21 protein-coding genes are annotated in these 23,654 nt (G+C 32.2%); 7 read left to right on the forward strand and 14 right to left on the reverse strand.

Annotation, left to right across the window (positions count from 1 at the left end; all coding sequences use genetic code 11):
• Window positions 1–197 precede the first annotated feature (197 nt).
• Window positions 198–632: a hypothetical protein gene (locus LAV82_RS26915; protein WP_097813218.1), complete on the reverse strand. Its 435-nt coding sequence runs from the start codon at window positions 630–632 to the stop codon at window positions 198–200.
• A 377-nt stretch (window positions 633–1,009) separates the two neighbouring features.
• Here LAV82_RS26915 and LAV82_RS26920 point away from each other — a divergent pair, with 377 nt between their 5' ends.
• Entirely contained in the window at window positions 1,010–2,296 is a 1,287-nt protein-coding gene (locus LAV82_RS26920) for a glycosyltransferase family 2 protein (RefSeq protein WP_499717333.1), read from the forward strand.
• Here LAV82_RS26920 and LAV82_RS26925 read toward each other — a convergent pair.
• From LAV82_RS26925 to LAV82_RS26935, 3 genes are all read right to left on the reverse strand, one after another.
• Entirely contained in the window at window positions 2,293–2,511 is a 219-nt protein-coding gene (locus tag LAV82_RS26925) for a hypothetical protein (protein WP_074684250.1), read from the reverse strand. The genes LAV82_RS26920 and LAV82_RS26925 overlap by 4 nt on opposite strands.
• Before the next feature lie 16 nt (window positions 2,512–2,527).
• Window positions 2,528–3,079 carry a DUF2642 domain-containing protein gene (locus LAV82_RS26930; protein ID WP_097813215.1) on the reverse strand — a complete coding sequence of 184 codons (552 nt, stop codon included), beginning with the start codon at window positions 3,077–3,079 and terminating at the stop codon, window positions 2,528–2,530.
• Window positions 3,080–3,371: 292 nt separating this feature from the next.
• Window positions 3,372–4,094 carry a glycosyltransferase family 2 protein gene (locus tag LAV82_RS26935; RefSeq protein WP_279774279.1) on the reverse strand — a complete coding sequence of 241 codons (723 nt, stop codon included), beginning with the start codon at window positions 4,092–4,094 and terminating at the stop codon, window positions 3,372–3,374.
• A 318-nt stretch (window positions 4,095–4,412) separates the two neighbouring features.
• On the opposite strand from LAV82_RS26935, the gene LAV82_RS26940 reads away from it, so the two are divergent.
• A complete protein-coding gene (locus LAV82_RS26940; RefSeq protein WP_499717334.1) occupies window positions 4,413–5,483 on the forward strand; it encodes a glycosyltransferase family 4 protein in 1,071 nt (356 codons plus the stop codon).
• Between the two features lie 43 nt (window positions 5,484–5,526).
• Here the strand turns inward: LAV82_RS26940 and LAV82_RS26945 are convergent, their stop codons facing one another.
• The 3 genes from LAV82_RS26945 to LAV82_RS26955 form a co-directional block, all read right to left on the reverse strand.
• Complete coding sequence (locus LAV82_RS26945; protein ID WP_499717335.1) at window positions 5,527–6,774, reverse strand: glycosyltransferase family 4 protein; 1,248 nt, start codon at window positions 6,772–6,774, stop codon at window positions 5,527–5,529.
• 582 nt (window positions 6,775–7,356) lie between these two features.
• Window positions 7,357–8,082, reverse strand: a complete 726-nt coding sequence (locus LAV82_RS26950; RefSeq protein WP_097813211.1) for a glycosyltransferase — start codon at window positions 8,080–8,082, stop codon at window positions 7,357–7,359.
• A gap of 359 nt (window positions 8,083–8,441) precedes the next feature.
• Window positions 8,442–9,356, reverse strand: coding sequence for an NAD-dependent epimerase/dehydratase family protein (locus tag LAV82_RS26955; protein ID WP_499717336.1), 915 nt, complete (start codon window positions 9,354–9,356; stop codon window positions 8,442–8,444).
• Window positions 9,357–9,580: 224 nt separating this feature from the next.
• On the opposite strand from LAV82_RS26955, the gene LAV82_RS26960 reads away from it, so the two are divergent.
• From LAV82_RS26960 to LAV82_RS26975, 4 genes are all read left to right on the forward strand, one after another.
• Window positions 9,581–10,798, forward strand: a complete 1,218-nt coding sequence (locus LAV82_RS26960; protein WP_499717337.1) for a glycosyltransferase family 4 protein — start codon at window positions 9,581–9,583, stop codon at window positions 10,796–10,798.
• 131 nt (window positions 10,799–10,929) lie between these two features.
• Entirely contained in the window at window positions 10,930–11,841 is a 912-nt protein-coding gene (locus LAV82_RS26965) for an NAD-dependent epimerase/dehydratase family protein (protein WP_499717338.1), read from the forward strand.
• A 202-nt stretch (window positions 11,842–12,043) separates the two neighbouring features.
• Entirely contained in the window at window positions 12,044–12,667 is a 624-nt protein-coding gene (locus tag LAV82_RS26970) for a DUF1796 family putative cysteine peptidase (protein WP_098450060.1), read from the forward strand.
• A gap of 382 nt (window positions 12,668–13,049) precedes the next feature.
• The gene (locus LAV82_RS26975; RefSeq protein WP_098622091.1) at window positions 13,050–13,247 is read left to right on the forward strand and encodes a hypothetical protein; all 198 of its coding nucleotides are present in this window, start codon (window positions 13,050–13,052) and stop codon (window positions 13,245–13,247) included.
• 234 nt (window positions 13,248–13,481) lie between these two features.
• Here the strand turns inward: LAV82_RS26975 and LAV82_RS26980 are convergent, their stop codons facing one another.
• The 5 genes from LAV82_RS26980 to LAV82_RS27000 form a co-directional block, all read right to left on the reverse strand.
• Window positions 13,482–14,306 carry a dTDP-4-dehydrorhamnose reductase family protein gene (locus tag LAV82_RS26980; protein WP_116299295.1) on the reverse strand — a complete coding sequence of 275 codons (825 nt, stop codon included), beginning with the start codon at window positions 14,304–14,306 and terminating at the stop codon, window positions 13,482–13,484.
• Window positions 14,307–15,293 carry a polysaccharide biosynthesis protein gene (locus tag LAV82_RS26985; protein WP_029319771.1) on the reverse strand — a complete coding sequence of 329 codons (987 nt, stop codon included), beginning with the start codon at window positions 15,291–15,293 and terminating at the stop codon, window positions 14,307–14,309. It abuts the gene before it with no gap.
• Complete coding sequence (gene wecB, locus LAV82_RS26990) at window positions 15,286–16,377, reverse strand: non-hydrolyzing UDP-N-acetylglucosamine 2-epimerase (protein WP_116299296.1); 1,092 nt, start codon at window positions 16,375–16,377, stop codon at window positions 15,286–15,288. The genes LAV82_RS26985 and wecB overlap by 8 nt, the downstream gene beginning before the upstream one ends.
• A gap of 419 nt (window positions 16,378–16,796) precedes the next feature.
• Entirely contained in the window at window positions 16,797–17,483 is a 687-nt protein-coding gene (locus LAV82_RS26995; RefSeq protein ID WP_211079288.1) for a DUF1796 family putative cysteine peptidase, read from the reverse strand.
• 373 nt (window positions 17,484–17,856) lie between these two features.
• Window positions 17,857–19,017 carry a S8 family peptidase gene (locus LAV82_RS27000; protein WP_499717339.1) on the reverse strand — a complete coding sequence of 387 codons (1,161 nt, stop codon included), beginning with the start codon at window positions 19,015–19,017 and terminating at the stop codon, window positions 17,857–17,859.
• 1,021 nt (window positions 19,018–20,038) lie between these two features.
• On the opposite strand from LAV82_RS27000, the gene LAV82_RS27005 reads away from it, so the two are divergent.
• Window positions 20,039–20,320: a hypothetical protein gene (locus LAV82_RS27005; protein ID WP_029319780.1), complete on the forward strand. Its 282-nt coding sequence runs from the start codon at window positions 20,039–20,041 to the stop codon at window positions 20,318–20,320.
• A 597-nt stretch (window positions 20,321–20,917) separates the two neighbouring features.
• Here the strand turns inward: LAV82_RS27005 and LAV82_RS27010 are convergent.
• Complete coding sequence (locus LAV82_RS27010; protein WP_029319782.1) at window positions 20,918–21,493, reverse strand: DUF3967 domain-containing protein; 576 nt, start codon at window positions 21,491–21,493, stop codon at window positions 20,918–20,920.
• Window positions 21,494–22,561: 1,068 nt separating this feature from the next.
• Entirely contained in the window at window positions 22,562–23,494 is a 933-nt protein-coding gene (locus tag LAV82_RS27015) for a tyrosine-type recombinase/integrase (RefSeq protein ID WP_116299299.1), read from the reverse strand.
• Window positions 23,495–23,654: the final 160 nt, after the last annotated feature.

Consider the following 23,654-nt stretch of genomic DNA (forward strand, 5'->3'; position numbering starts at 1 on the left):
CATATTTAAACTCATGGATATATTTAGCTAAATTTATTCGTTATTTACTTTCCTGAGAATAGGAAAAAAGCACTTTTCTTGTGGAAAGTGCTTTTTATATTTTATAGATGAAATTATTAAATGGACAAGGGAATTAAACAATTCTAGTGTTTAGATTCACCATCTGAGGGGAAAAGTGACAAGATTTTTATTTGGTATTAGTCTGAGTAAGCAATACCATTAAAACTCTCTGGTCCCACTCTCACGGTTCCTAGGAGATTTGAGCCAATAAATGCCGTATAGACTAAAAGGCCAGAAGCCGGTGCAGGGATGTTAAAATCAGAAGCTGTGAAGGTAAAAAGTTGGGGGCCTAATAGATTTATATTTAAGGATTCTGAAGAGGAATAAATGACAGGATCAGTGAGGGCAGTTCCTCTGACTATTGTAATAGTAATCGTTGTTGCTGCAGGTAGTAGAGGTAATTGGCAAGCAACTGTCCCGCTTAATTGAGTACGGATAGGACCTGTAGCTCCTGAAACATTAAGTCCAATTTGTCCAAATAATCCTGGTTGCGAGAGAATAGTAATAGGAATAGAAATAGAGTTAGCAATGCTAGCATTTTGGGATGTTCTAGCATCTAATAATCTAGTCATGTAATGACCTCCTTTCTATATTATTTATTATATGACAAGTAAGTTTTTACGCTTGGACAAACTAATTAGTTTAGTACAACTTCAAACCTTAATTAACGGAATGGAATTTAATCAGTTATACTTCCCTAGGGTAAAATTTACATGCATTATTTAATATCATAAAGAAGTTAAACTACATATGAGTAACTTTATAAATAATTACTTTTTAATTTCGTTACAAATATTGTAACGAAATTTCATAAGGTAAGATATCTGCTACACAAAAATTAAATTAGAGTATCGTCTTATTAGTGACAATAAGCTTATAAAAGTATCAATACCCCCGTTATTGGAATATTTATAATCAGTACCTTGTATAATGGAGGTTATTTTATATCATGAAAGATATTCAAGTCATTTTACTGAGTTATTCTAACTCAAGTGCATTACAGCAGGCCCTAACGTCTTTAAATCTTATTATCAATCGAGTAAAAGGGGTCATAGTTATAGATATACCTGATCTTTTGTTAAAGGTAGCTGATTCTTTTACTACGCAAGCGAAAATCGAATATGTGAAACTAAACAACAATGATTTAGGAAAGGTATTAAATAATTATATTAAAGAGCTATCTTGTGAATATGTTTTATTCCTTTACGATCAGGATTATTTAAATTCAAACATAACAGAGATACAATTAGAGTTAAACAATGAAAAACAAGTGATGACTTATCAAAGTACAATCAAAAATATAACATTTCAACGGCCTTTTTTTGTAAAGACGTATTTCTTAAAACAAAATATATTTTTTCAGGATAATGAAGTTCCTTTTAAAGAAGCCATATTACCTTCATGGCTATCTTTGGTTAAACATTATCACCTTATACTAGAGAATAGGGGTATTATTAGTCAGTACTCTAAAGATGCTTCTACAAGTAATATTGAAAAAATAAAATTTATAGAAAAGTATCAGTCAAAACTACCTAACCAAATAGCACAACCCTCCGTAGCAGTAATGGTGTCAAATTATAATATGGCCAACTATGTAGGAACTGCTATTAATTCATGTTTCCTACAAAATAGTCCACCAGAACAGGTATTAGTAGTTGATGATGGCTCTACTGATGAGTCTTATAAGATTTTAGAAAAATGGATTTACCATCCTCGATTTAAACTTTTAACTAAAAAGAATGGTGGAAAGGCCAGGGCCTTGAATGAATTACTCCCATACATTGAGACAGATTTTATAGTTGAACTAGACGCTGATGATTGGCTAGACCCTGATGCGATTTTTGTTATCAGAGATTATTTAAGGAGCTTAGCAGACGATGTTGCTGTTCTCTACGGTAATTTAAGAGCTTGGAAACAGGTGAGTCCAGGGAAAGTAAAATACAAAGGTATTAGAAAAGGAAGCCAAGTCCTCAATAAAATGGAATTGCTATCATATACGTTTCCTTTAGGTCCTCGCATCTATCGAACATTGTCTTTAAAGGAGAATAAAGGATTTCCAATTATAGACTTTGAGGATGGTCGTATGTATGAAGACGTTAGTATATTAAATCATTTACTAAGAGAAAATCGTTTACTATATAAAGATTTTACGGTTTATAATGTGAGGGAGCATAAATTTAGCATCACAAAAAAAAACCCCTCCAATTGGAGCGATTTTTTAAAGTTGCTTAATTAAGCAACTGGGGAAAAAGTAACAAAGTTAATTGCAGGGATAGATATAGTTAGTGGAGTAGTTGTAGTACCATAACCATATCCAACCGTCTGAAGGATAGTAAGAAGGTTACCTGTAACAGAAGTAATAATTCCTTCCACAAAACCATCAGACATGGCAATTTCCACTGGTGTCCCAATACGTTTTGTTAATTCTGCCGCTAAAAAGCTTTCAAACATATAATAAACCTCCTCCTTAAAGTGATGCTACTGTTTCAATTTTGCTTAGATTTACAAAGTGCATCGTTCCATCACTTTCGACTAAAACAACATAATCTGATAGAACAGCAAGTAAAACTCCTGTAAGTGTCTCATACTCTGTTGACAATTGTACTGTTTGGTTAAGGCGATTTGTTAAATCATTACGTAGAGCGTTTAAACTAGGTAGAAGTCTTAGTCTTAGAAGGTCAATTAAAAGGTTAGTAGTCGCTGTAGTTGTAGTGTTTAGAAGGCCAGTAGCAGTAGCAGTTGTAGTGTTTAACAGGTTAGTAGCACTCGTGGTAGTAGTGTTTAACAGGTCAGTTACATTAGTGGTAGTAGTGTTTAACAGATTAGTGATTAAAGAAGTATCTACGAGGCCATTGGTATTTAAGGTGCTAAGGAGCTCAGTTACATTAGTTGATGAATTAGCAGTATTTAACAGATTATTAGTAGTAGTCGTAGTTGTAGAAGTCGCTGTAGTGGGTAAGCTTTGTAATGTCCCAAGTAGATTGAGTAACCTTGCTTTAGCTTCACTAGATAGTGCCAATATAATCATCCTTTCTCAATTGCATTTTTTTACATTATTGTCTATGTTTTATAATATGCTTATCCGATTTTTTCGGTGCTCAGCATTTTAATTATTTTAGCTAGGGTTGAATAATCTTTTATAGATAGTCGAGGAGTATACACAAAAGAGAGGCGTATCACAGATGTTCCGTGTTTGTATTTAAATTTTTTTAGTATCAAGAATAAATTTAACAATTTGCTTTGGCATAGTAGCTAAAATAAATTATAGGCCTTTAATATTTCAGACATTGACAGCTCTAAGGTGTTGTTGTTTAGAGATTTTCTTTTGCCATATATTCTGTGATTAATTGTGTCAGAGTATTTTTATGGCGGTTAATGACGATTTTATTTTCTTCCTTAATAAAGGAAGCATATTTTTTAGTACCCATATTTTCATGAATTCTAGATAATAAAAGCGGTTCGGAAAGATAATGAAGATCAAATTTTTGAATGATTCGCGCCCATAAATCATAGTCATGAGTATAAAGGAGTGTTTCATCAAAAAAGCCTACAGAAGTAAACACATTTTTATTTATCATTGTAGAACAGCCATTAATAATGTTTCCCTTACTCATTTGTTTTAGTACTTCAAGCTTACTTGAGGGGTGAAATCCTATAGGAGGAGTTATAATATTACCTTTTGCATTAATAGCGTAGTAATTTGTATGGCTAAAAAGAGCATTGTTTATAATCATGAATTCTACCTGGAGAGCAATCTTTTGGGGATAATAAATATCGTCTGAACTAAGCCAGCATATATAATCTCCTGTAGCCAACTGGATACCCACATTTAGAGCACTTGCTGTTCCTCCATTTTCTTTTTCTGTATATATAATTTTATCTAAATAAGGAATGATTTTTTCTTTATATTGAGTGGATCCGTCATTTATCACGATAATTTCAATATCATTATAGGTTTGATTTAGTAAACTATCCAATGCATGACTAATAAATGGACAGTTGAAGAAAGGTACAATAACAGATACTTTTAACATATTTAATTCTCCTTTCAGATAACATTAAACTTATTAATATGCTATTTGATTATTATTTTATCTCCAATACCTTATTAAATAACATTACATTTATTAAGATATGAAACATATTTTAAATATGAAATAGATATTCGTTAGATTAATTTAACTAACCATTTAAAGTGGATAAAAATTTTAATTTAATAATATTAGTAAGCCAAGTAAAAGAGCAGTTCGATCTATGCATATTATTTATTAGAGTGACCTTTATTATCTTAAGGTTTAATATACAATCTATAATTTTTGTTTTTAAATTAATTTATTAAATGGGGGTAAGAAATGAATATATTGTTTGTATTCTATGTCCCAAGTGGTGGTGTAGAGACTTTAAATCGTCAAAGGTGTAAGGCTCTTAAGAAACATAATATTAATGCCCACTGTCTCTATTATGAAAATAGAAAAAAGACAATAAATGATCATGGTACTCAAACGTTTGTAACAAATGAAGACAGGGAGATAAAAAAAATATTAGATGATGGAAATTACAGTCTCATTGTGATTGTTTCAGATTTCCAAGCTTTACCTAGATTTAAATCACTAGGTTATCGGGGAAAGATGATTATAGAAATACAAGGATACGGCCCAAAAAGCACCGCAAGAGCTGCCCTTACAAATGCTGTGCCTCTTGTAACTAAATACGCTTCTGGTTTCCTTAACCCTAAAACCCCTCACATTATGCAGCTGTTAGATGAACTTTATCCCACATTCCCTGTTTTTAGTTTTAACAACTGTTTTGATACTAATGAGTTTTCATACCGATCCGTACCTGAAAGTCATACTCCACATATTGCATGGATTGGACGAATTGAAGATAATAAGAATTGGAGAGAGTTTTTAAAAATAGGCAGTGAATTAGTTCATAATTATAATTCAGGCATACAATTACATATGTTTGAAGATCCTACTATAAGTGAACCAAAAGAAAGAGCTGAATTTAAAAATTTAATTAAAGAATTAAATTTAGAGGCAAATCTTCTGCTTCACGCAAATGTCCCTAACAATGAAATGGCAAATTATTTTTCAATGATCGGTGAATCTGGTGGCTTTTTATGCTCTACCTCTAAAGTAGAGGGAGCACCTTATTCGCTTCTTGAAGCAATGAGCTGTAAGTGTCCCGTATTGTCAACAGACTCTGATGGTGTAAAAAGTTCAATTATTCATAATCAAACAGGAAAATATTATACGTTAGGTAATGTTGATGAAGCTGTTAAAGAAGCAAAAGAGTTGATAATGGATTCTCAATTAAGAGAGTACATACGTAAAAATGCTCTCCAGCATGTAAAGATAAACTTTAGTCCGGAATTATACTGTACAAATTTTATTGCTATGATTAGGTCCCTTGGAATATGATAACAAATAAAATACCAGAGCCTTACATGCTCTGGTATTTTATTTAAGTTGGATTTTCATTTTCTGTTTCCAAACCTTTAGCCTGTTTGTACAGTGACAGAACATTATTAACCATGGTATCAAGAGACCATCGCTCTTTCGCCCATTCCTTAGTACAGACAGCCAGTTGTTTACGAAGAATATCATTTTCAAGTAAATATCTTAACTGATCATATAGTTCATGGATGTTTCCAACAGAGGAAACTAATCCGCTTCTACCGATCTCAACCATTTCAGGTAAACCTGCCGTATTGCTTACAAGAACCGGTAAACCTGCGAGTTGAGCTTCCATGACAGAATAAGGCTGGGTATCATGTATACTAGGATGAACAAAAATATCTGCCTCTCTGAGAAAATGAGCAACATCATTAGAGATTCCTAAAAATCTAACGTGGTTACTAAGTTCTAAACTTTGGCATTGTTCTTGTAACTCCGCTTTTAATTCTCCTTCTCCGAGTATCCAGCATTCCCAATCATCTCTATCCTCTTTTAAAAGCGCAAGTGCATCAAGTAGATGATGAATACCCTTTAAATAAACGAGCCTCCCCATAAATAGGATAATTTTCTTTCCCTTTTTTGGTCCAATAATAGGGCATTTCATAGAATCTTCTTGAAAATTTTTAATATCTAATCCGTATGAAAAAGTCATTATTTTATCCGGGGAAATAGAAAAGTTATCTATAATATTATTACGCATCCAAAGCGTAGGACTATGAATCAAATTACTAGATTGATATCCTAGACGTTCAAGGGTTTTATGGTATTGATATTCAAATGTATCTTGCAGTTGTTGATCTGTTTTTTTACGATGCATGGTCTTAAGGGTAAAGAAAATATCCCTTGATAGGTTACCTAGTGCACTCATAACAAGGGGGATATGTGAAGGTTTTACTCTACTTATAGCCCTTGCTGCTGTTACATCTAGTGCATGAATAATGTCATACTGTTGGAGATTATAATATGCTGCTGATAGTTCCAAGCTATAACGAAATATTTCAACATTATATATCCAGCTGTTTATAGGTAATGAAGGCATCTCTGTTACGATCTTTTCTTTAATATAAGGAGAAATATCATCAATTTCTATTTCTGATTCTTGCCCTATAATTCGATATTTGGTTGTATCAGGAGTATGGCTGAGTATATCGACAGAATGCCCCAAGTCTTCAAGAGATTTTTTGAGTAGTGATACAAACGTCCAAACTCCCCCTGTATAGGGGAGTGGATAATAGGAAACCAATAAAATCTTCATTTATAATCATCCCTTAATTGTTTTGCATATATTTTGGTGTTGGGTGTGCAAACCTATAACAACATTGTAGAAAGCTAGACTAGCTTACTGAGTATATTTAAAAATTATATTTATAACCTGAGGATCAGGAATTTTATAGTCTGGATGCAATTTGGTTTTTATCTCATCTAAGAAATCAGTAAGATTTTTATCAAATGATGAAGTAGTTTTGTCTTTCATTTATTATTAATTCCCTTCTTTCTTAAAAAACTAGGCCAAAAATAGTATCCGATTTAGTACATTTATATGAGATTAAATAAATTTATCTTAGTTATATAGACTTCCATTAATGTATAATATGTGAGAAATTTTTAATTGATATGGAGGGGCTTATTCTTTTAATATTTCGATTAGGGATGTATGTAACAAAATTTAAATGTGTATAGGTGTAAAGAGACTAAGAATAAGGGGTAGCACTACTTGTAAGGGAGAATTTTAATCATTTAGATAGGATTCATAATTCGAACAAGTAGTGAAGTAGCTTATTAAATAAGGTTGAGATAGGTATTTGTGGGCATGGAGAATTATAAACTTATACACACTTTATAACTGGTCTGACTGAAGTGATTTTATATATTTTTTTAAAAGAGGACGGTAATGATATTCAATAATTTTCATCTCTTTTTGCATTTCGGATTGATATTTACGTGTTCCTGAATTCTCATGTGAGCGAAATTTTGTAAGGGATTCATCAAAGTAATGAATTTCATAGCCATTCACAAGCATGCGGAACCACATTTCATAATCGTGCGTATAACGAAAGTCTGGAGAAAAAATCCCTATTTTATCAAAAATTTCCTTTTTTATAAGGATCGTACAGCCATTGATAGCATTATAAGTTAGAAAAGCATTATATACATCTTCAAGATTGGTAAAGCGTTTAGTACACCAAGGAACTAAAACTTGATTATCTTTGTTAATATAATCAAAATTTGTAAAACTGGCGTCTATTTTCTTTTTAGTCATGAAGTCTATCTGTTTAGAAACTTTTGCAGGAACAAAATAATCATCTGAACTTAACCAAGCAATATACTCGCCTGTAGCAACAAATAAGCCAGTGTTAAGAGCAGTAGCAGTTCCCCCGTTTTCTTTCCTTATATAAATAATCTTGTCTTTAAATGGCATAATTTTTTCCGTATAGCTTGTAGAACCATCGTCTATTACCACTATCTCTATATTTTCATATGTCTGATCTAAGGCACTTTTAATTGCCTGATCTACGTAAGGACAGTTATAAAAAGGGATGATTATTGATACTTTTGGACCCATTATTTACCCTCCAAAAAATAAATTGTGTTCAGGGTATATGACTTGCTTATTATCCATACTTAATCCAAAATTTTATAAAATGATAGCTTTAATTTAAGCAATGGAATTTATAAGTTATATACTTTACGGAATATCAAGGAATCCATTAGTCTGAAATTACCTTATTTAATTCCTTAATTAGAATATGCAAAGAACTTGTTAAATGATATGAAAACTCTCTAAAAAACACCTTTCATATGCCAACCTCGAGTGGGAATAAGGAAAAAGGTTCGATTAAAGTAAATCTTAATTAATTTCAAACAAGAGATTTTATAAGAATCATCAAAGGACTAATTAATAAAGTAGCCATTTTTCCTTCTCTAGTTATTAAGACCATCTACTTGTTGACGATAAAAATCAACAATGTTCTTTATAGTAGTTTCCAGAGGTATTTTTGGTTGCCACCCCAATTCAAATAAAGATACAGGGTGCAGATCAACAGGATTAACTATAGGGCTTTGATTATCTAATTTTGTTTGAAATGGAATATTCGTTGTTTTCCTAAATATGTTTATAATTTCACCTAAGGAATGGCTCTTACCAGAAGAAACATCATATATGTCACCAGACTTCCCTTTCTTGAGAAGACAATTATAAGCTTTCACTGCATCACGTACATCTAAAAAATCTAGACGATTATTTAAATTACTCACGTTTAAGAATTTTTCTTCTTTCCCTCTTTCCATGTTTACGATCCTCTGGGCAAAAATTGAACAGACTCCTGTAGAGAATCCCGGTCCTATTAAATTTGATGGTCTAGCAATAACAATATGCATATTATATAAGGCAGCCCAAAATTGAGAAAAAATAGATTGTATCGTTTTGCTTAGGCCATAGGGATGGTTAAAAGTGGGGATAGAGGTTGGATTAAATTGGAGAGCTGAACTCACAATAACTGTCTTAGAAGCTGGTGCTTCTTGTCGGAGAGCCTCAATAAGATATGCTGTACCCATTGCATTCACTTCAAGGGAATTAAGAGGGTCTTCCCATGAACGACCTACCGCATTTTGTCCTGCTAAATGGAGAACATAATCAGGCTTTATTTGTTTAATAAGGTCTTTTATTCCCTTTTTATTAAGTAAATCGCATTGTTTTGTTTTAACTTTTTTATGACAAAAGTTTCTCTTGTTAGTTATGGCTATAATATCCAAGTCTAATTTTGAAAAATATTCACACGAATGTTGTCCAGTAAAGCCGCTTGCCCCGGTAATTAATAATTTATGTTTTGCATTCATCAGTTCCACATCCCATCCAATGTATTTAAACTTCCCATTAAATTAAGCTTAATATTAGATGTATGCTAAAAAAACCAAATCTTTCATTTAGAGCCTTTATGCTACTGTATTAAAATATTGTTTTTAAAATAAAAATGGTAGTTTATAACATTAATTAGCTACATGAATACCTATATATAAGGGGATTTGGGAGCGCTGATGTTATGAAAAGAGGAGAGAAATTTATGAAAATATTACTTGCTACATTTTGGGAAGTCCCTCATGTAGGTGGCGTTTGGAATTATATGCAACAGTTAAAAAAAGAACTTGAAGCATTGGGACATGAAGTAGACTTGCTTGGTCATGGAGCAGGGAATGAATCAGTTCATATTGTTAATAAAAATCAAGAATTTATTAAAGATGAGCTTTCATTAGTCACAAAGTTAGCTCAAAAAGAGAAAAATCAACCTCTTCTATACAAAGATGAAGTAGTTAAATTTTATGAGAAGCAGCGTCTGGGCTATATGGAAGGAGTTACTCACCTATGCATAGATCAATACGATTTAATTCATACACAAGACGTAGTGTCAACTGCCTGTATTAGCCCGCTAAAACCTGAAAAAACAGCATTAGTAGCAACTATACACGGTTGTGTGGCCCACGAATTAAATCACTACGTTAAAAATACTTTGAAATCCTCTACTGCCGATATAGCATGTAAGTATTTTAATGAGCTTGAGCATACAGGTGCTATGTCTGCTGACTGTACAGTGGTCGCAAATAACTGGCTTAAGAATATTTTAATAAAGGAATTTCAGGTTCAAGAGCAAAAGCTTACAGTATTTCATTATGGATATGATATTAATTCTTTTCTTCAGCGAATGCAGAACCCCCCAAGTCTTCGTTCACGTGTTGGTCAACAAGTAATTATTTATACGGGAAGGTTGGTTGAGATTAAGGGAATTCATCATTTATTATCTGCCCTCAGTGAACTAAAAAAGTTAAAAAAAGGGTGGGTATGTTGGATAGTGGGGGATGGGGATAAAAAAGCTGAGTTAAAAGCTCAAAGCAGAGCACTAGGGTTAGGAAAAAGAGTTATTTTTTTAGGCAACAGAAATGATGTTCCTTCTTTACTATCTCTTGCTAATATCTTTGTACTTCCTAGCCTTATAGAAAATCAGCCCCTATCCGTAATTGAAGCGCAACTTGCTGGAAAACCCGTAATAGTAAGTGATGCAGGGGGGTTACCAGAAATGGTTCAACACGGTTCAACAGGAATAATTTCACCTGCTGGAGACCCAAACTCACTATGTGAAAATATTTATAACTTATTAATAAACCCAGAATACAGGGACTCCTTAGGGGCTAAAGCTCAAGAATGGGCCTTAAATCATTGGTCGCAAAAAAAAGCAGTTGATAAGGTATTAAACGTTTACGAAAAGGTCCTCTCACACCGGGAGTAAACTTATAACTTTTAGTAGTGCGGCAAAGGTAAATTAATTCATCTTTTTAACGAAGTATTGGGTAGGGAGCTTACACAGTGACCTTTTTGATGACATATACTATTGAAACTTAAAGAGGGAGAGAATAGTATATGAAGGCTATAGTAACTGGAGGGGCGGGTTTTATTGGTTCCCATCTTGTGGAAGAACTTATTATAAAAGGATTCGAAGTTCATATAATTGATAGCATGATCTCAGGAAAGCAAGAGAATGTACATCCTCTTGCTACTCTTCATGTTGAAGATATATGTAGCAAACAGACTAAACAAATTATTCTCAAGGAAAAGCCAAATATAGTGTTTCACCTGGCTGCTCAGGCGGATGTTTCAAGATCCATCAATGATCCCCAGTACGATGCTGATGTAAATATAAAGGGCACTATCAATATACTTGAGGCTTGTCGAGATGCTTCTGTTGATAAATTTATATTTGCATCCACTTCAGCTGTTTATGGAGAGTTGCAAAAAGATTTAATTACCGAGATGGACCCTACAGTACCTATTTCTTATTATGGTTTATCTAAGCTAACAGCCGAGTCATATATACGCCTATTTTCTCATTTATATGGACTATCTTATACAATTCTTCGTTATGGAAATGTATATGGACCTAGGCAGACCCCAAAGGGTGAAGGAGGAGTAGTTGCAGTATTCTTAGATAGACTAAATAAAGGAACCATGCTAAATATTCATGGTGATGGTGAACAAACCCGTGATTTTATTTACGTAAAGGACATTGTTCAGGCAAATATAGCTGCTATTGACAAGGGCCACCAGGAGGTTATTCATGCTAGTACTACGCAGAGAACCTCTGTGAATCGTCTATTAAAGGAGCTTGAGAAGATTCACGGTTCTAAAATTAATATAAGCCATAAGGAAGGACGACCTGGAGATATTAAACATAGCTGTCTCGATAGTAAAAAAGCGCATAAGCTATTAAAGTGGCAGTCTCAAGTTTCTATCTTTAGTGGCTTAGCAGAAACATACGCATTTTTAAAAAAATAATCAATGGCATTTATAAATATGATTGTTTAATAGTTAGTCGATTTACTCACTTGACTTAAAGCTTCTCTATGATCCACCCATAATCCTTTGTGTGAATGCTTATTTTATTAGATTAGTAGTTACTAGCCCTTCCTTTTTTTGGATTTGTGCATTTAATATAATATATAGACTCGTACAAATTTTATTTTAAGGGGAAAATAGTATGAATTTAGAAGGTATAAAAGGGCAATACGACGCTATTTTCAGTTTAGGGGATTTGTGTTTGACTTCACTTCAGCTTAAAGATAACAACTTAAGAACGTTTTCCGGAATCTTAGATTGGGTCTCGTCTCCTTCTTTAAAGAATGTTAATGTTCTCTTACAGAACCGATTTGCTGATTTTTTGAATCTAAAGAATCTTAGAATTATAAAATATATATCACAATGGGACTTATTAGTGTGGGATGAAATTTATAATATAGGGTTTAACCATGATTTTAAAACAGACAAAAATACACTTACCTATTTAGGTGGCTATGCTGAGGTTAAAGAAAAATATGATAGAAGAATTCAGCGCTTTTTAGAGAAGTTGTCTACAGGTCAAAGAATCCTGTTTATAAGAACTGAAGCAAGTTTTGAAGAAGCTGCTGAGCTTGAAGCTATCTTATCTGGAATGATTGCTAATGATTTTAAAATTCTTGTTATTAATCATACAGATGTGGACCATTTAGTTGAAAAGAGTTGGTCTCTGCAAAGAGTCTGTGCTATTGAACTGCCTAATCATGATAAATGGAATGCAAACAATCATTATTGGAAGATGATACTAGCCGATATTACCCTTTTATAATTACATGAAGGAGCCTTTTCTTACCTAATTATAAAAGGGTAATTTTATATAATTGTGAAGTTTTGCTGTTAGTAAGAGCAATTATTAAACTTAAAGGGAGGATATGTGCCGAGGTATTAGTGTAAATACATAGAATTTATTCTTTATTTTGTTCTAAGTCAGTTATACCGTATAAATTGTTTTCTCTAAATATAATTACCATGAAGATTATTGGACAAGTTGAAACGAATTTTTATTCAATTTCATTTAAGGCATCTCTTCTAAGGATGTTAGGGTGCTTTTTAAGGGTGCCCTTACTATGGTAAAGAGCAACTGATAAATCTGTTTGTAACTAAGTATTTAAATTAACTTATCCTTAGTTATAAGTAAGGAGGGCTGTATTATGGATAATAATCGCTTTGAAGAGACTCATAATAGTAATGATAATAACTCCACTCAAAAACAACGTTACCGCTTAATAACAGGAGCATTTAACGATAAAGTAACAGCAGATCAAATTGCAACTGAAATAAAAGAGCGTTATGGTTTAACAGTGTATGTAATTCCTGAACAAGTTAAAAGATCTAGCTCTTCCCTTTGAATGGGTTATGCTAAGTTAGCTTTTATAATTATAAGAGTTACACAACAAATAAGGTATTATAAAAAGAGACAGCTAATTAGCTTCATTTTGAAATAATTGGCTGTCTATTACCCCTTTAATTTAATTATTTAAAAATGAATGTTTAAATAAATCACATTCAAACAATAGGTGGAGATAAAAAAGGACATCATTTTTAGTGTGGCTTCCTTTATCATTTCTATTATTTAGAGGGAATTATTTAGACATCCATTCTTTTAATTCATTTAACATCTCTCTGTACTCTAGAGGGGTGTAACAAAAGTCTGTGCGGGTACTAATGATTGTTCGGTCTAATACTACTTCCTCGTCGGGAATTATTTCAATATCATCCTTCTCAAAAACTTCTTTAAACAATTCTAATAATGTTAATTTTGATAACTTTTGCTTTGAATGTAGATGATATAATCCCGTAACATTATTTTCTATAAAAAATTCAATGGCCTTAGCTAACTCTAAGGTTGTTACTCCGTTCCAAAAAACTTTTTTATACCCTTTTATTATTCCCCGTTGGTTCATGAACCAAAGAAATAGACCAATTCCACCTTCCTTCAGTTCAGGACCTATTATTGAAGTACGGATTGTTAGGTGCTTATTATCAACAATTTCACCAAGTTGTTTAGATTGAGCATATACCGATGTACCATCTGGAGAATCGTTTTCTGTATAATCCCCTTTTAATCCTAAAAATACGCAATCTGTGCTAATATGAATTAACTTACCTTGATAACGTTCAATTAATTTAGCTAATTGATGCGGTAATAAGCTATTTATTTGAAAAGCACGCATAGGATTATTACTTGCGTGTTCATTTAAGACTCCAATGCAATTGATAATAATATCTGGCTTTATAGCGTCGATAGTTTCCTCGAGCCTTTTAAAATTTGTTATATCCAAGTAAATTCCATTTTTATCCTTAGGATCTCTTGATGTATAGGATACATCATAATTTGAATTTAGCATGAAATACCTTGTGATTACATGCCCTGCCATTCCTTTTCCACCAAGAATCAATAATTTCATTTAAATAAAACCGCCTTTCAGCAACATTTCTCTAATTGCCTCTTTGCTAATTGTTTCTTTACTTGAATCATATTTTTCTAGGTTTACAAGGGTGTATGGTGCGTAATATTCTTTTAAGCCTTCAATATGGATTGGAGGTAAAATAACGAAATATTCATCATCATATGTGACAGTGGTCGTACTCTCATATTCAGATAAAAGTAATTCGTGTATTTTCTCTCCAGGTCGTATACCTAATGTTTCAATTTCAATCGTTTCTTTACCAGAAGCCTCTATCAATACACTAGCTAGGTCAATAATTTTGCAAGTAGGCATTTTCATAACAAAAATTTCTCCGCCCAGACTTTCAAATGTCGCCTTAAAAACAAGTTTTATTGCATCTTCTAAAGTTAGAAAGAAGCGGGTCATATTCGGGTCCGTAATGCCGATTTTCCCTTTCTCCTGAATTTGCTTTTTAAATACATGAATAACACTCCCGTTTGTTCCTAGTACATTACCGCCACGTATACAAACAAATTTAGTTTTAGTATTTAATGTGTTAGCGTGAATAATTAGCCTTTCTCCCATCGCCTTTGATAAGCCATAGAAGTTAGCGGGGTTTGATGCTTTATCAGTAGAAATATAGACAACTCTATCTACATTGCAACTTATAGCTGCATCTATTACATTTTGTGTTCCATGTACATTTGTTTTCAATGCCTCAATAGGCTGATCTTCGCATACTGGAACATGCTTTAAAGCAGCTAAGTGAAAAACATAATTCACATCTTGACAGGATTCCATTATTGCTTCTCTGTCTTTAATATCACCAATTATGAAACTTAATTTAGGATGGTTGTCAAACTCTTGCTTCATTGTGAATTGGTTGGACTCATTTCTTGAAAAAACGCGGATTTCTTTAGGGTTATGTGTTAATAGTTGTTTAACTAATTCGTATCCCCATGAACCTGTACCGCCTGTCACTAAAATAGTTTTATTTTCAAACACCTTTTATTCCTCCTAATACTACTTTAATCACTTTATCTGAAACGTTTAGATGACCGTACCCTTCGGGATAGTACCAATTTTTCAATTGATTAACCATTACATGGACACAGCTTAAAATTTGATCAGCACTTATTCCTGAAAGCATATTACTTCCACATTCAATTGTTTCTGGTCTTTCAGTTGTTTTACGAATGGTTACAGTAGGAACGTGAAATAAACAGCATTCTTCTTGTACTGTACCGCTATCTGTCAAGACACAGTAAGCGTTTTTTTCAAGTTTTACAAAATCAAAAAAGCCAAATGGCTTATGAAGTTCTACTAGTGGGTGAATGTTAACAAGTGAACTATGTTCTATTCGAGACTTTGTACGAGGATGTATGCTACATATGACTCTTTTTTGGTAATATTCGGCCACCATGTTGATCCCTTTAATAATTTCCAGTAATCGATCTTCATGATCAACATTTTCCGCACGATGAGCTGTAACTAAAAAGTAGTCTCCTTCTTTTAAGGACAATTTGTTAAGAATCTTACTATCTTCTATTCTAGATTTGTAATACGTTAAAACTTCATTAATTGGGTTTCCAGAAACAATAATTCGATTAGAGGGGATACCCTCTCTAAGTAAGTTTTCTTTACTTTGGGGAGTATAAGGAAGATTGAAACTTGAAATAGAATCAATAATTCGTCGATTCTTTTCTTCAGGCACTTCTAAGTCAAAGCAACGATTTCCAGCTTCCATATGAATAACTGGTATACCCATTCTTTCAGCTAAAATCGCACTTAGACCACTATTAGTATCACCTAATACTAAAATTTTGTCCGGTTTTTCTTTCAAAAATATACCTTCTAGCTCTTTGTACATTTTTGATAACTGTTCTCCCAGGGTAAGCTGTTGGTTAGCCAATACATAATCTGGTTGGCGAACATTTAATTCTTGGAAAAAAACTTCGCTTAATGAAGCAGTAAAATTTTGTCCTGTATGAACCAAAATGTGTTCTGTAGCGTAATTATCTAGTTTTCTGATAATGAGGCTTAAACGTATAATTTCGGGTCTTGTACCCAAAATGGTCATAACTTTCATTGTATACACGCCCTATTCATGTTATTTGAGCATAAATACCTGCTCTATTTCGTATTCGCCCCCTTATTTATTAAAATATGCTCACCCTTGTTTCTTGCTATAGGCTAATCTATTAATCTTCCCAATAAAAACTTAGCTACCCAATTTATAAAACTTTTTAAGTGAAGTGGGAGGAAGGCGGTATAAACATAAGGATTTCTTTAGAGCTTATTATTCTTTTGTAAAACTTTAAAAATAGCGTTAAAAAGAGTTGTATATTGGGCTTATAAAAAAATTTAAAAGGGATATTTATTTATTCAATCATTATAAAGAAAGACAGCAGAAGCTTTTTAGAAAGTTCTGCTGTCTTTCTTTATAATGACTCTTTCTTTTTATCTTCATTATCATGGCCATAAAAAAGATATGCTCTATCTTAAATGCTAATCCCAATAATTACTCAAACTTACTCCGTTTAATACATAATCCCATACTAGTTCATTATTTGGGTCATCCATAGGTACTTGAACAGAACAGACCCTATCAATCGTCCAATGCATATCAATAACGTTTTTAAGTCCCTCTGCCGGCTGAAGGAGTAATATATTAAACGACCCTTTTGTCAACCCTGATATTACAGATTTTAATTCTATAGCTTCTTCTGGACTAGCTGCTCCCCATCTAATAAATAAAATGGAGGAACTATTTTCGACTTTCTCCAAAAATCTAGCTATTCGCTGATGGAGTTTCTCTTTATAGGAAGGGTACATTACAGTCCAATCCACGTTTGGAATGATAGGGAAATCATGGACAGAAATGATATTGTAGTAAGTATCATGAATGAAATGAGCATTAACTGGTTCAGTTCCTCCTTCTTCAGGAAAGATTGCTACACCATCATCGAGAAAATGAGCATAACCGTCAGTTCGCTGTAAGTTTTGAAACTCCATAAATCCAGTAAATCTATTTTTTAGCAATCTACTCACATCAGAAATTGAATTAGATATCATCCAGTCTAAAGGGAACGAAAATCTTCTCCAATTATGTCTTCTTAAATTAAGAGAGGGACCACACCAGCTGCCTAACCCTAACATTAAATCATAAGATCCTCTAATATCCTGTAAATTCAATATAATCATCCCTTTACTTTTAACAGTTCTATTATAGTAAATGCTAAATCATTTATTTTTGCTTGGACAAAGTAACTACAGACTTAGAGAAACTTAATCCTAATAGGTCTTAAGTAACTAAGAAAAGTGGATAAATACCTAAAAATTATCCCCCCACTTATTTTAAAATTTAGGGTACATAGCTAAATACGTTCAGATGGCAATTTGTTTAGTTATTTCTAGATTCATGTTCATATAAAGTATTCAATTTACACTAAAATATAAAAACACTGAATATTCCTGCAAGGTCAGTGCTTTTAAAAGTGTATGTTATATTTTTCACATTGGTAGTGGTATTTAATATACCAATAGTTTTTTCATTAATTTAGAAGAGTTAATGAACTGCTCGGTTTGCATTGATTCTTCCGTAAGTCCAATATAAGCCTGTGCCTGGTACTGGATCACAGGTAGATAAAATAGTATTTTTAATTTGTACATTATTTTTCCCTTGAGCTGCTAATAATGCTGCTAATCCAGCTACGTGGGGGCAGGCCATCGATGTACCACTTAAATACGCATAATAACTTCCTGTGTAAGTGGATAAGATAGTTGAACCAGGAGCTGATACTTCTACCCAAGTACCATAATTAGAAAAATCAGATTTTTGATCGTTTATATCTGTAGAAGCGACAGCAATTACGTTCTGATAAGCAGCTGGATATGTTAGTGTATTAGAAGCTTCATTTCCAGCCGCAGCTACAATAACCACCCCTTGATTCCAGGCGTAATTAATGGCATTCTCTAAAGTAATTGATCCTTGAGAAGAGCCTAAACTCAAATTAATTACTTTAGCTCCTGCATTTGTTGAATAAGTAATTGCATTTGCAATATTACTCAAGGTTCCATTTCCGCTGTTATCAAGAGCACGAACAGGTATTATAGATGCTGAAGGAGCTATCCCTGCAATACCTAAACTATTTTCTGTAAGAGCTCCAGCAATACCAGCTACGTGAGTTCCATGACCATTACCATCGTTAGGATTTAAATTCCCCTCTACAAAATTATAACCAGGCCAAAGCTTAATAGCTAACTCAGGATGGTTTAATTGAACTCCTGTATCTATAATAGCAATTTTTATATTTCCATTACTGGTAGTAACATCCCAAGCATCAGGAGCTTGTACTTTTTGAGGGCCATACTGATAGGCGAAAAAAGGATCATTGGGTGTATAGAAGGCTTTCAACATATGATTTGGTTCTGCGTATTCTACCTCTTCTAATTTATTATAAATTTTAATAAGTGTATTAATATCCCTTTTAGAATGTAAAACTTGAAAGTCAAGTTCCTTGTTGTGGTCTAAAATTGTACATTTATGCTTATGATGAATTTTTAGCTGTGTTTCTTCACACACATCTTCTTTAAACTTAACGATTATTTGAGTGTTCTTAGTAAATTCTGAAGAATCTAACTGTAAGAGTATCACTATATATTTCACAGTATAAAATAACAGTATAATAACGAATAGAGATGAGGCAGTAACAAGCCAACTAAGCATCTATTTCCCTCCTAAAGAACTGAGTACTTATAGAATATTCATGTTCCGTTAGAAAGGATTGGACAAACGTATTACTTATGAAAACATTAATTGAATTTATAAATTCAGGTTAAAATATGTATAAAGATATATTCGTAAGCAATGTATTACTGAATTCTTTAATTACAGTTCTGTAGACCTCGGTTTGTGAAAATACTGATCCTCAAAGAGTGGATAAATCAATAAAACAAAAACAACTATCCTCAAACGAAGACAGCTGTTTTTTTTCTTATAAAATTTAGTTGAATGTCTCAACGCTTCTTGGCAATTTTGCCTGAATTATTTGATGTTAATGTTAAGAAAATTTTCGTTTTATTACCCACAGATTTTCTTGCTTTTTTCATGGCTAATCCCCCTCTTTATATTTATAATGATGCTACATTGACTATTATAGAAAAAATCATCAAGTTTGCCTGGGCTATTTTTAGTAAATTAGGATTGTGCCCTCTTTTAAATTAATGTATAAAAATTACATTTTATAATAAAAGCATATAGGAAAAGTGCGTTTTTATAATTTGGGAGGAAAGATATATAAATTACATTATGGTGATAAAAAAAGATTTCGGTTTAGGAAGAAAACTTATTCCAATTACCTGATTTATTATAATGTCACTAAAAATTACCTTAATTATGGTTCTTACTTTTTCATAATTAGATAATATTCTTAGATAGTACTTCTTATCTTAAGGTGTGTATTCAGTATAATATATACTTATTTCCAACTCTTTTGTTCCATAATAAGGATTTTTAGTCTTTTGGGATTATACACTTTATAATATGTAATATAAATACAAGTTTTTGAACAAGTTTTAATACTCTAAAAAAATATTATGTAATTAGAATGATTTAATAAGACTAAATAAGTAGAGTAGAACTAGATTATTTAACCATTTTTAGTAAAACAAATAATAATTGAGCTTTTTGCTTATACAGATTTCAATTTTTTTCATATCATGTAGTATCTCTTTTAGGGGGTGATTGCATGCCAAAACATCGTACTTCTGATGAGCGTCGTAGCTCACGACGTACTTCTGACGAGCGCCGTACTTCTTCAAGTAACCGTGGGACATCTTCGAATGGTTTTCGTTTGGATGGTTTAAGACAAGGTGATAGAATTGAAGTTTTTTCTGCTGGAAATCAACTTAACGGAGTTGGTACATTTATCCGTATACGCGATGGATTTTTAGTCTGGGTGAATGAAGATGGTAATATTACTTCAACTAGCTTAGATACTATTAGTATCAGTAGAGTATCTGGAACGTAAAGTATCTGGAACAATGTAATTTGGACGGGCTATTTGCAAAGTTTTAATAAATCAGAAAACTAAAAAAACTACTGTGTTAAGCCAGTAGTTTTTTTCTTTTACTAAGAAAAGGATCTTGGGATATAGCAGTTTACTGCCTGGTTGGTGTAATTAGAATTTTGTATGTCTGCACTATTTTATGCACAACTAAATAAGGGGTCTGTGCAAAATTTTAGCTTTTAATTCAAGAAAATTTTGCTAAGTACGAAGAGCATTAACCTCCTTACAAAGAATCTCTTACAGCTCTCCTTTGTAAGGAGGCTTAGGGATATTATAGAATACATAACCAAATTGTATTTGAAAAGATCACTTCTTTATAGAAAAAGTAGTTATTTGCTTTTTTTAGTTTCCGCAAGTTTACATAAACTAAAGGTAAACAGAGTAAACATAAAAGAGACCCTCACCTCTCAGGAGATAAGGGTCTTTTCAGTTACCTTCACTTACATACTATTATTTAACATCCTAGAACATTTTTGTATTTCATTACACAGTGTTACGTTCTTTTGTGCAACTTGGCCGTCTAGAGGAACATGGTTAGATACTATACCCATAGAGTTTTCAACCACGGAAAATCCTATGCCAAAAGCTTTTAGGTTTTGATTCTAGGTTTTCCTGAGCAGCTGCAATTAGTTTCTTTGTATCACTAATTTCTCGAATAGCATTAGTTAACTTCTCGTCCCTTTTTTCTAGATTATTTTCAATATATTTATCTTGAGAGGATAACTTTTCTGTAAGCTGTCCTATAAGCTTGCTTTGTTCATCTAAACGTTGAATAAGTGCAAATTGAAACTGCTCATCTTTTTCAGAACGATTAAGTAATTCTTGAACTTTATCTTCGAGAGATTCCACCTTTTTTTCGAGCTTTGATTGAACCTCGATAGATTCTGGTATGATTTCTCCCTGAAGCCATTGGTTAATCATTTTATAACTCCAATTTTGCTCTTGTATTCTTTTCTTGATTTCAATTAGCAAATCAATATTCTGTTTAGTATATCTTCGGTGGCCTCCCTCTGTTCTTTGAATCTGGAGATTAAATTCTTTTTCATACAATCTAACTAAATCAATACTTAATCCAGTTAATTTCACCGTATCTTTCAGAGTGTAAACAACTTCTTCATCTAAGTTATTGGACATTTTTCTAGACTTCTCCTTTCTAAATAAAAAATCTAGATGGCATATAACATTGTTACAAAAGGATTATTCGTGAATCTAGAACCTAGATGTACAAGATATTAATCAAGATTTATATTTCTGGTTTAATTCTAGATAAAAGCAAAAAAATCTTTTTTATTTATTGATATTCTAATTCTCTGGAATAATGTTTATACCTTCTTTCTTTTAATTCTAGATAAATACAGGAAATTTTCAAGGGGGGGAATATTTATTTTATATATTAATGAAATGCCTATTATTCTCCTCGAAATCTCTTATATATAATTCTTATAAATGTACGAGATAGAATTACTTGGAGATCTTTACATACTTTATATACATGAGAATTATTTTTAAATTATCTCTGATATCTAGAAAACTAGAGTATTTGCAAACCAATCTACAAAAGGCTTTTTGGTGATTCTAGAATGTACTTACACTAGTTTTTATTCCAGATTGAAAGTTACTTTCAAAACCATATATTTTAGTGGAGAATAAAGTGATATTATTCCTTATTGTAAATTAATGAAACAACTAGTTTTTTTATATGGACTCCATTCCCCAGATGTATAGATAAGCTCAACTTCTTCATAGATTGCTCTATTTATGTTATTAGATATTTTTCAAGTATTCTTGTTTGTAAATAACTAAATCTTGAATTGATTAAAGCCTTGGTAATTAAGGCGTGATAATGATTCTAGAATGTACTTTATCTAGCTTTAAATCAAGAATAGAAATTCAATTTAAATTCCAGAATGATAACCATTTAAATATAGACGCTTATATAAGATATTTTTAAAATATCTTATATTAATGCTTTATTATTAATCTATCTAACCAACAAATTTCGATTTAATGAAAGTGGCTGCGTTTATTTTAAACCAAGAAGTTAAACTTAAGTTTAACTTCTTGGTTTTTTTAGAGTTAGGCACAATAAAAAGAGAATATAAGTTGAACTCATCATATAAAAGTACTTTAATTTAGCGATTTTAATAGAAAATAAGTTCAACTTAATAAAAAATGCATTTTGAAGCAAAATAGGAACTTTCCTTATTTTGTTTTTAGGTATTTCTTATATCGATACAAAGCATGGCGACTAGACAAACCAAAGTAGGTGATAAGGTATTCATTTGAATATCCTTCACAGATTTTATTTAGTATACAACTGTTTCGAAACTGTGTTGATCTTGCCTTAGCTTGTATACCTGAGCGTTCGACTTCTTTCTCAATCATCCGCTTTACACCAATTAGACTAATTCTTTTAGGCTTGTTTAAATTATAATCGTACCAATAAACCATCTTCTGAGGATGAAAAGAAAGAAACAAAGGATCATCTGTATAATCTTTAGGTTTAAATAAGGCAGGTATGTTTGAAAAGTAATTGTATATTATTTTTTTATCGTCTTTAGAAAGGTTTAAGACACGTTTTCCTTTGTTAGTTATAATAGTTAATTCATTTTGGCTAAAGTTAATATTCTTTATATTTAAAGATACCACTTCATTAAGTGTAAGGCCGTAATGAAGCATTAGAATCAAAATTGAATAATTACGAGGAGCTATATATTTATGTATTTGCAATTGAGTTTCTGTCAGATTTTTTTTACTGACAACAGAGTTTAAAAGCGAAAAGGTATCCTTTTCAGTTATAAAGTCACTGTCAACTAAATCCCTCTGTTTTTTTGTTGTAGCTTTAAGCGCTCCAAATTGATCCGTTAAATTATGATATTCTAACAATCTGTTCAGATGGGAAGCCACACGCCTTAAATTGGCCTCTGATAAGTTTTTTTCTTTCAGATAGGTAAGGTATTCTTCATAACAACTTTTCTCTTCTGGCAAGATTCCTGGCGTTATATCAGGGGAGTGTTGATTTAACCATTTGAAGAACGCCATCAAATCATGTTTATACATGGAAACTGTAGAAGGTTTTTTCCCTGTTTCATGTAAATGAATAAGGAAATGTTGAACAAGAAGAGGAATATCCATATAAAACACCTCCATTATTGGTAAATTTAATATACTATTGATGAATATAAAAATCAAAAAAACGCCAACTAGATTAAGTAATGTATATTGTATATTAAATTTACCTTTCGCACAAAAATATTCCGTTTAAAAACATTAAAACACGCCCATAAAAGGCGTG

The sequence above is a fragment of the Bacillus sp. ILBB4 genome (genome assembly GCF_035064545.1).
Taxonomy (GTDB): Bacteria; Bacillota; Bacilli; order Bacillales; family Bacillaceae_H; genus Priestia.

Bases quoted from the DNA above. Each gene is read 5' to 3' on its own strand.
- LAV82_RS26920 (WP_499717333.1), top strand. From the start codon at position 1,010: ATGAAAGATATTCAAGTCATTTTACTGAGTTATTCTAACTCAAGTGCA.
- LAV82_RS26950 (WP_097813211.1), bottom strand. From the start codon at position 8,082: ATGGGTCCAAAAGTATCAATAATCATCCCTTTTTATAACTGTCCTTAC.
- LAV82_RS26935 (WP_279774279.1), bottom strand. From the start codon at position 4,094: ATGTTAAAAGTATCTGTTATTGTACCTTTCTTCAACTGTCCATTTATT.
- LAV82_RS26940 (WP_499717334.1), top strand. From the start codon at position 4,413: ATGAATATATTGTTTGTATTCTATGTCCCAAGTGGTGGTGTAGAGACT.
- LAV82_RS26975 (WP_098622091.1), top strand. From the start codon at position 13,050: ATGGATAATAATCGCTTTGAAGAGACTCATAATAGTAATGATAATAAC.
- LAV82_RS27015 (WP_116299299.1), bottom strand. From the start codon at position 23,494: ATGGATATTCCTCTTCTTGTTCAACATTTCCTTATTCATTTACATGAA.
- LAV82_RS27005 (WP_029319780.1), top strand. From the start codon at position 20,039: ATGCCAAAACATCGTACTTCTGATGAGCGTCGTAGCTCACGACGTACT.
- LAV82_RS27010 (WP_029319782.1), bottom strand. From the start codon at position 21,493: ATGTCCAATAACTTAGATGAAGAAGTTGTTTACACTCTGAAAGATACG.
- LAV82_RS26980 (WP_116299295.1), bottom strand. From the start codon at position 14,306: ATGAAATTATTGATTCTTGGTGGAAAAGGAATGGCAGGGCATGTAATC.
- LAV82_RS26965 (WP_499717338.1), top strand. From the start codon at position 10,930: ATGAAGGCTATAGTAACTGGAGGGGCGGGTTTTATTGGTTCCCATCTT.
- LAV82_RS27000 (WP_499717339.1), bottom strand. From the start codon at position 19,017: ATGCTTAGTTGGCTTGTTACTGCCTCATCTCTATTCGTTATTATACTG.
- LAV82_RS26915 (WP_097813218.1), bottom strand. From the start codon at position 632: ATGACTAGATTATTAGATGCTAGAACATCCCAAAATGCTAGCATTGCT.
- LAV82_RS26945 (WP_499717335.1), bottom strand. From the start codon at position 6,774: ATGAAGATTTTATTGGTTTCCTATTATCCACTCCCCTATACAGGGGGA.
- wecB (WP_116299296.1), bottom strand. From the start codon at position 16,377: ATGAAAGTTATGACCATTTTGGGTACAAGACCCGAAATTATACGTTTA.
- LAV82_RS26925 (WP_074684250.1), bottom strand. From the start codon at position 2,511: ATGTTTGAAAGCTTTTTAGCGGCAGAATTAACAAAACGTATTGGGACA.
- LAV82_RS26955 (WP_499717336.1), bottom strand. From the start codon at position 9,356: ATGAATGCAAAACATAAATTATTAATTACCGGGGCAAGCGGCTTTACT.
- LAV82_RS26970 (WP_098450060.1), top strand. From the start codon at position 12,044: ATGAATTTAGAAGGTATAAAAGGGCAATACGACGCTATTTTCAGTTTA.
- LAV82_RS26960 (WP_499717337.1), top strand. From the start codon at position 9,581: ATGAAAATATTACTTGCTACATTTTGGGAAGTCCCTCATGTAGGTGGC.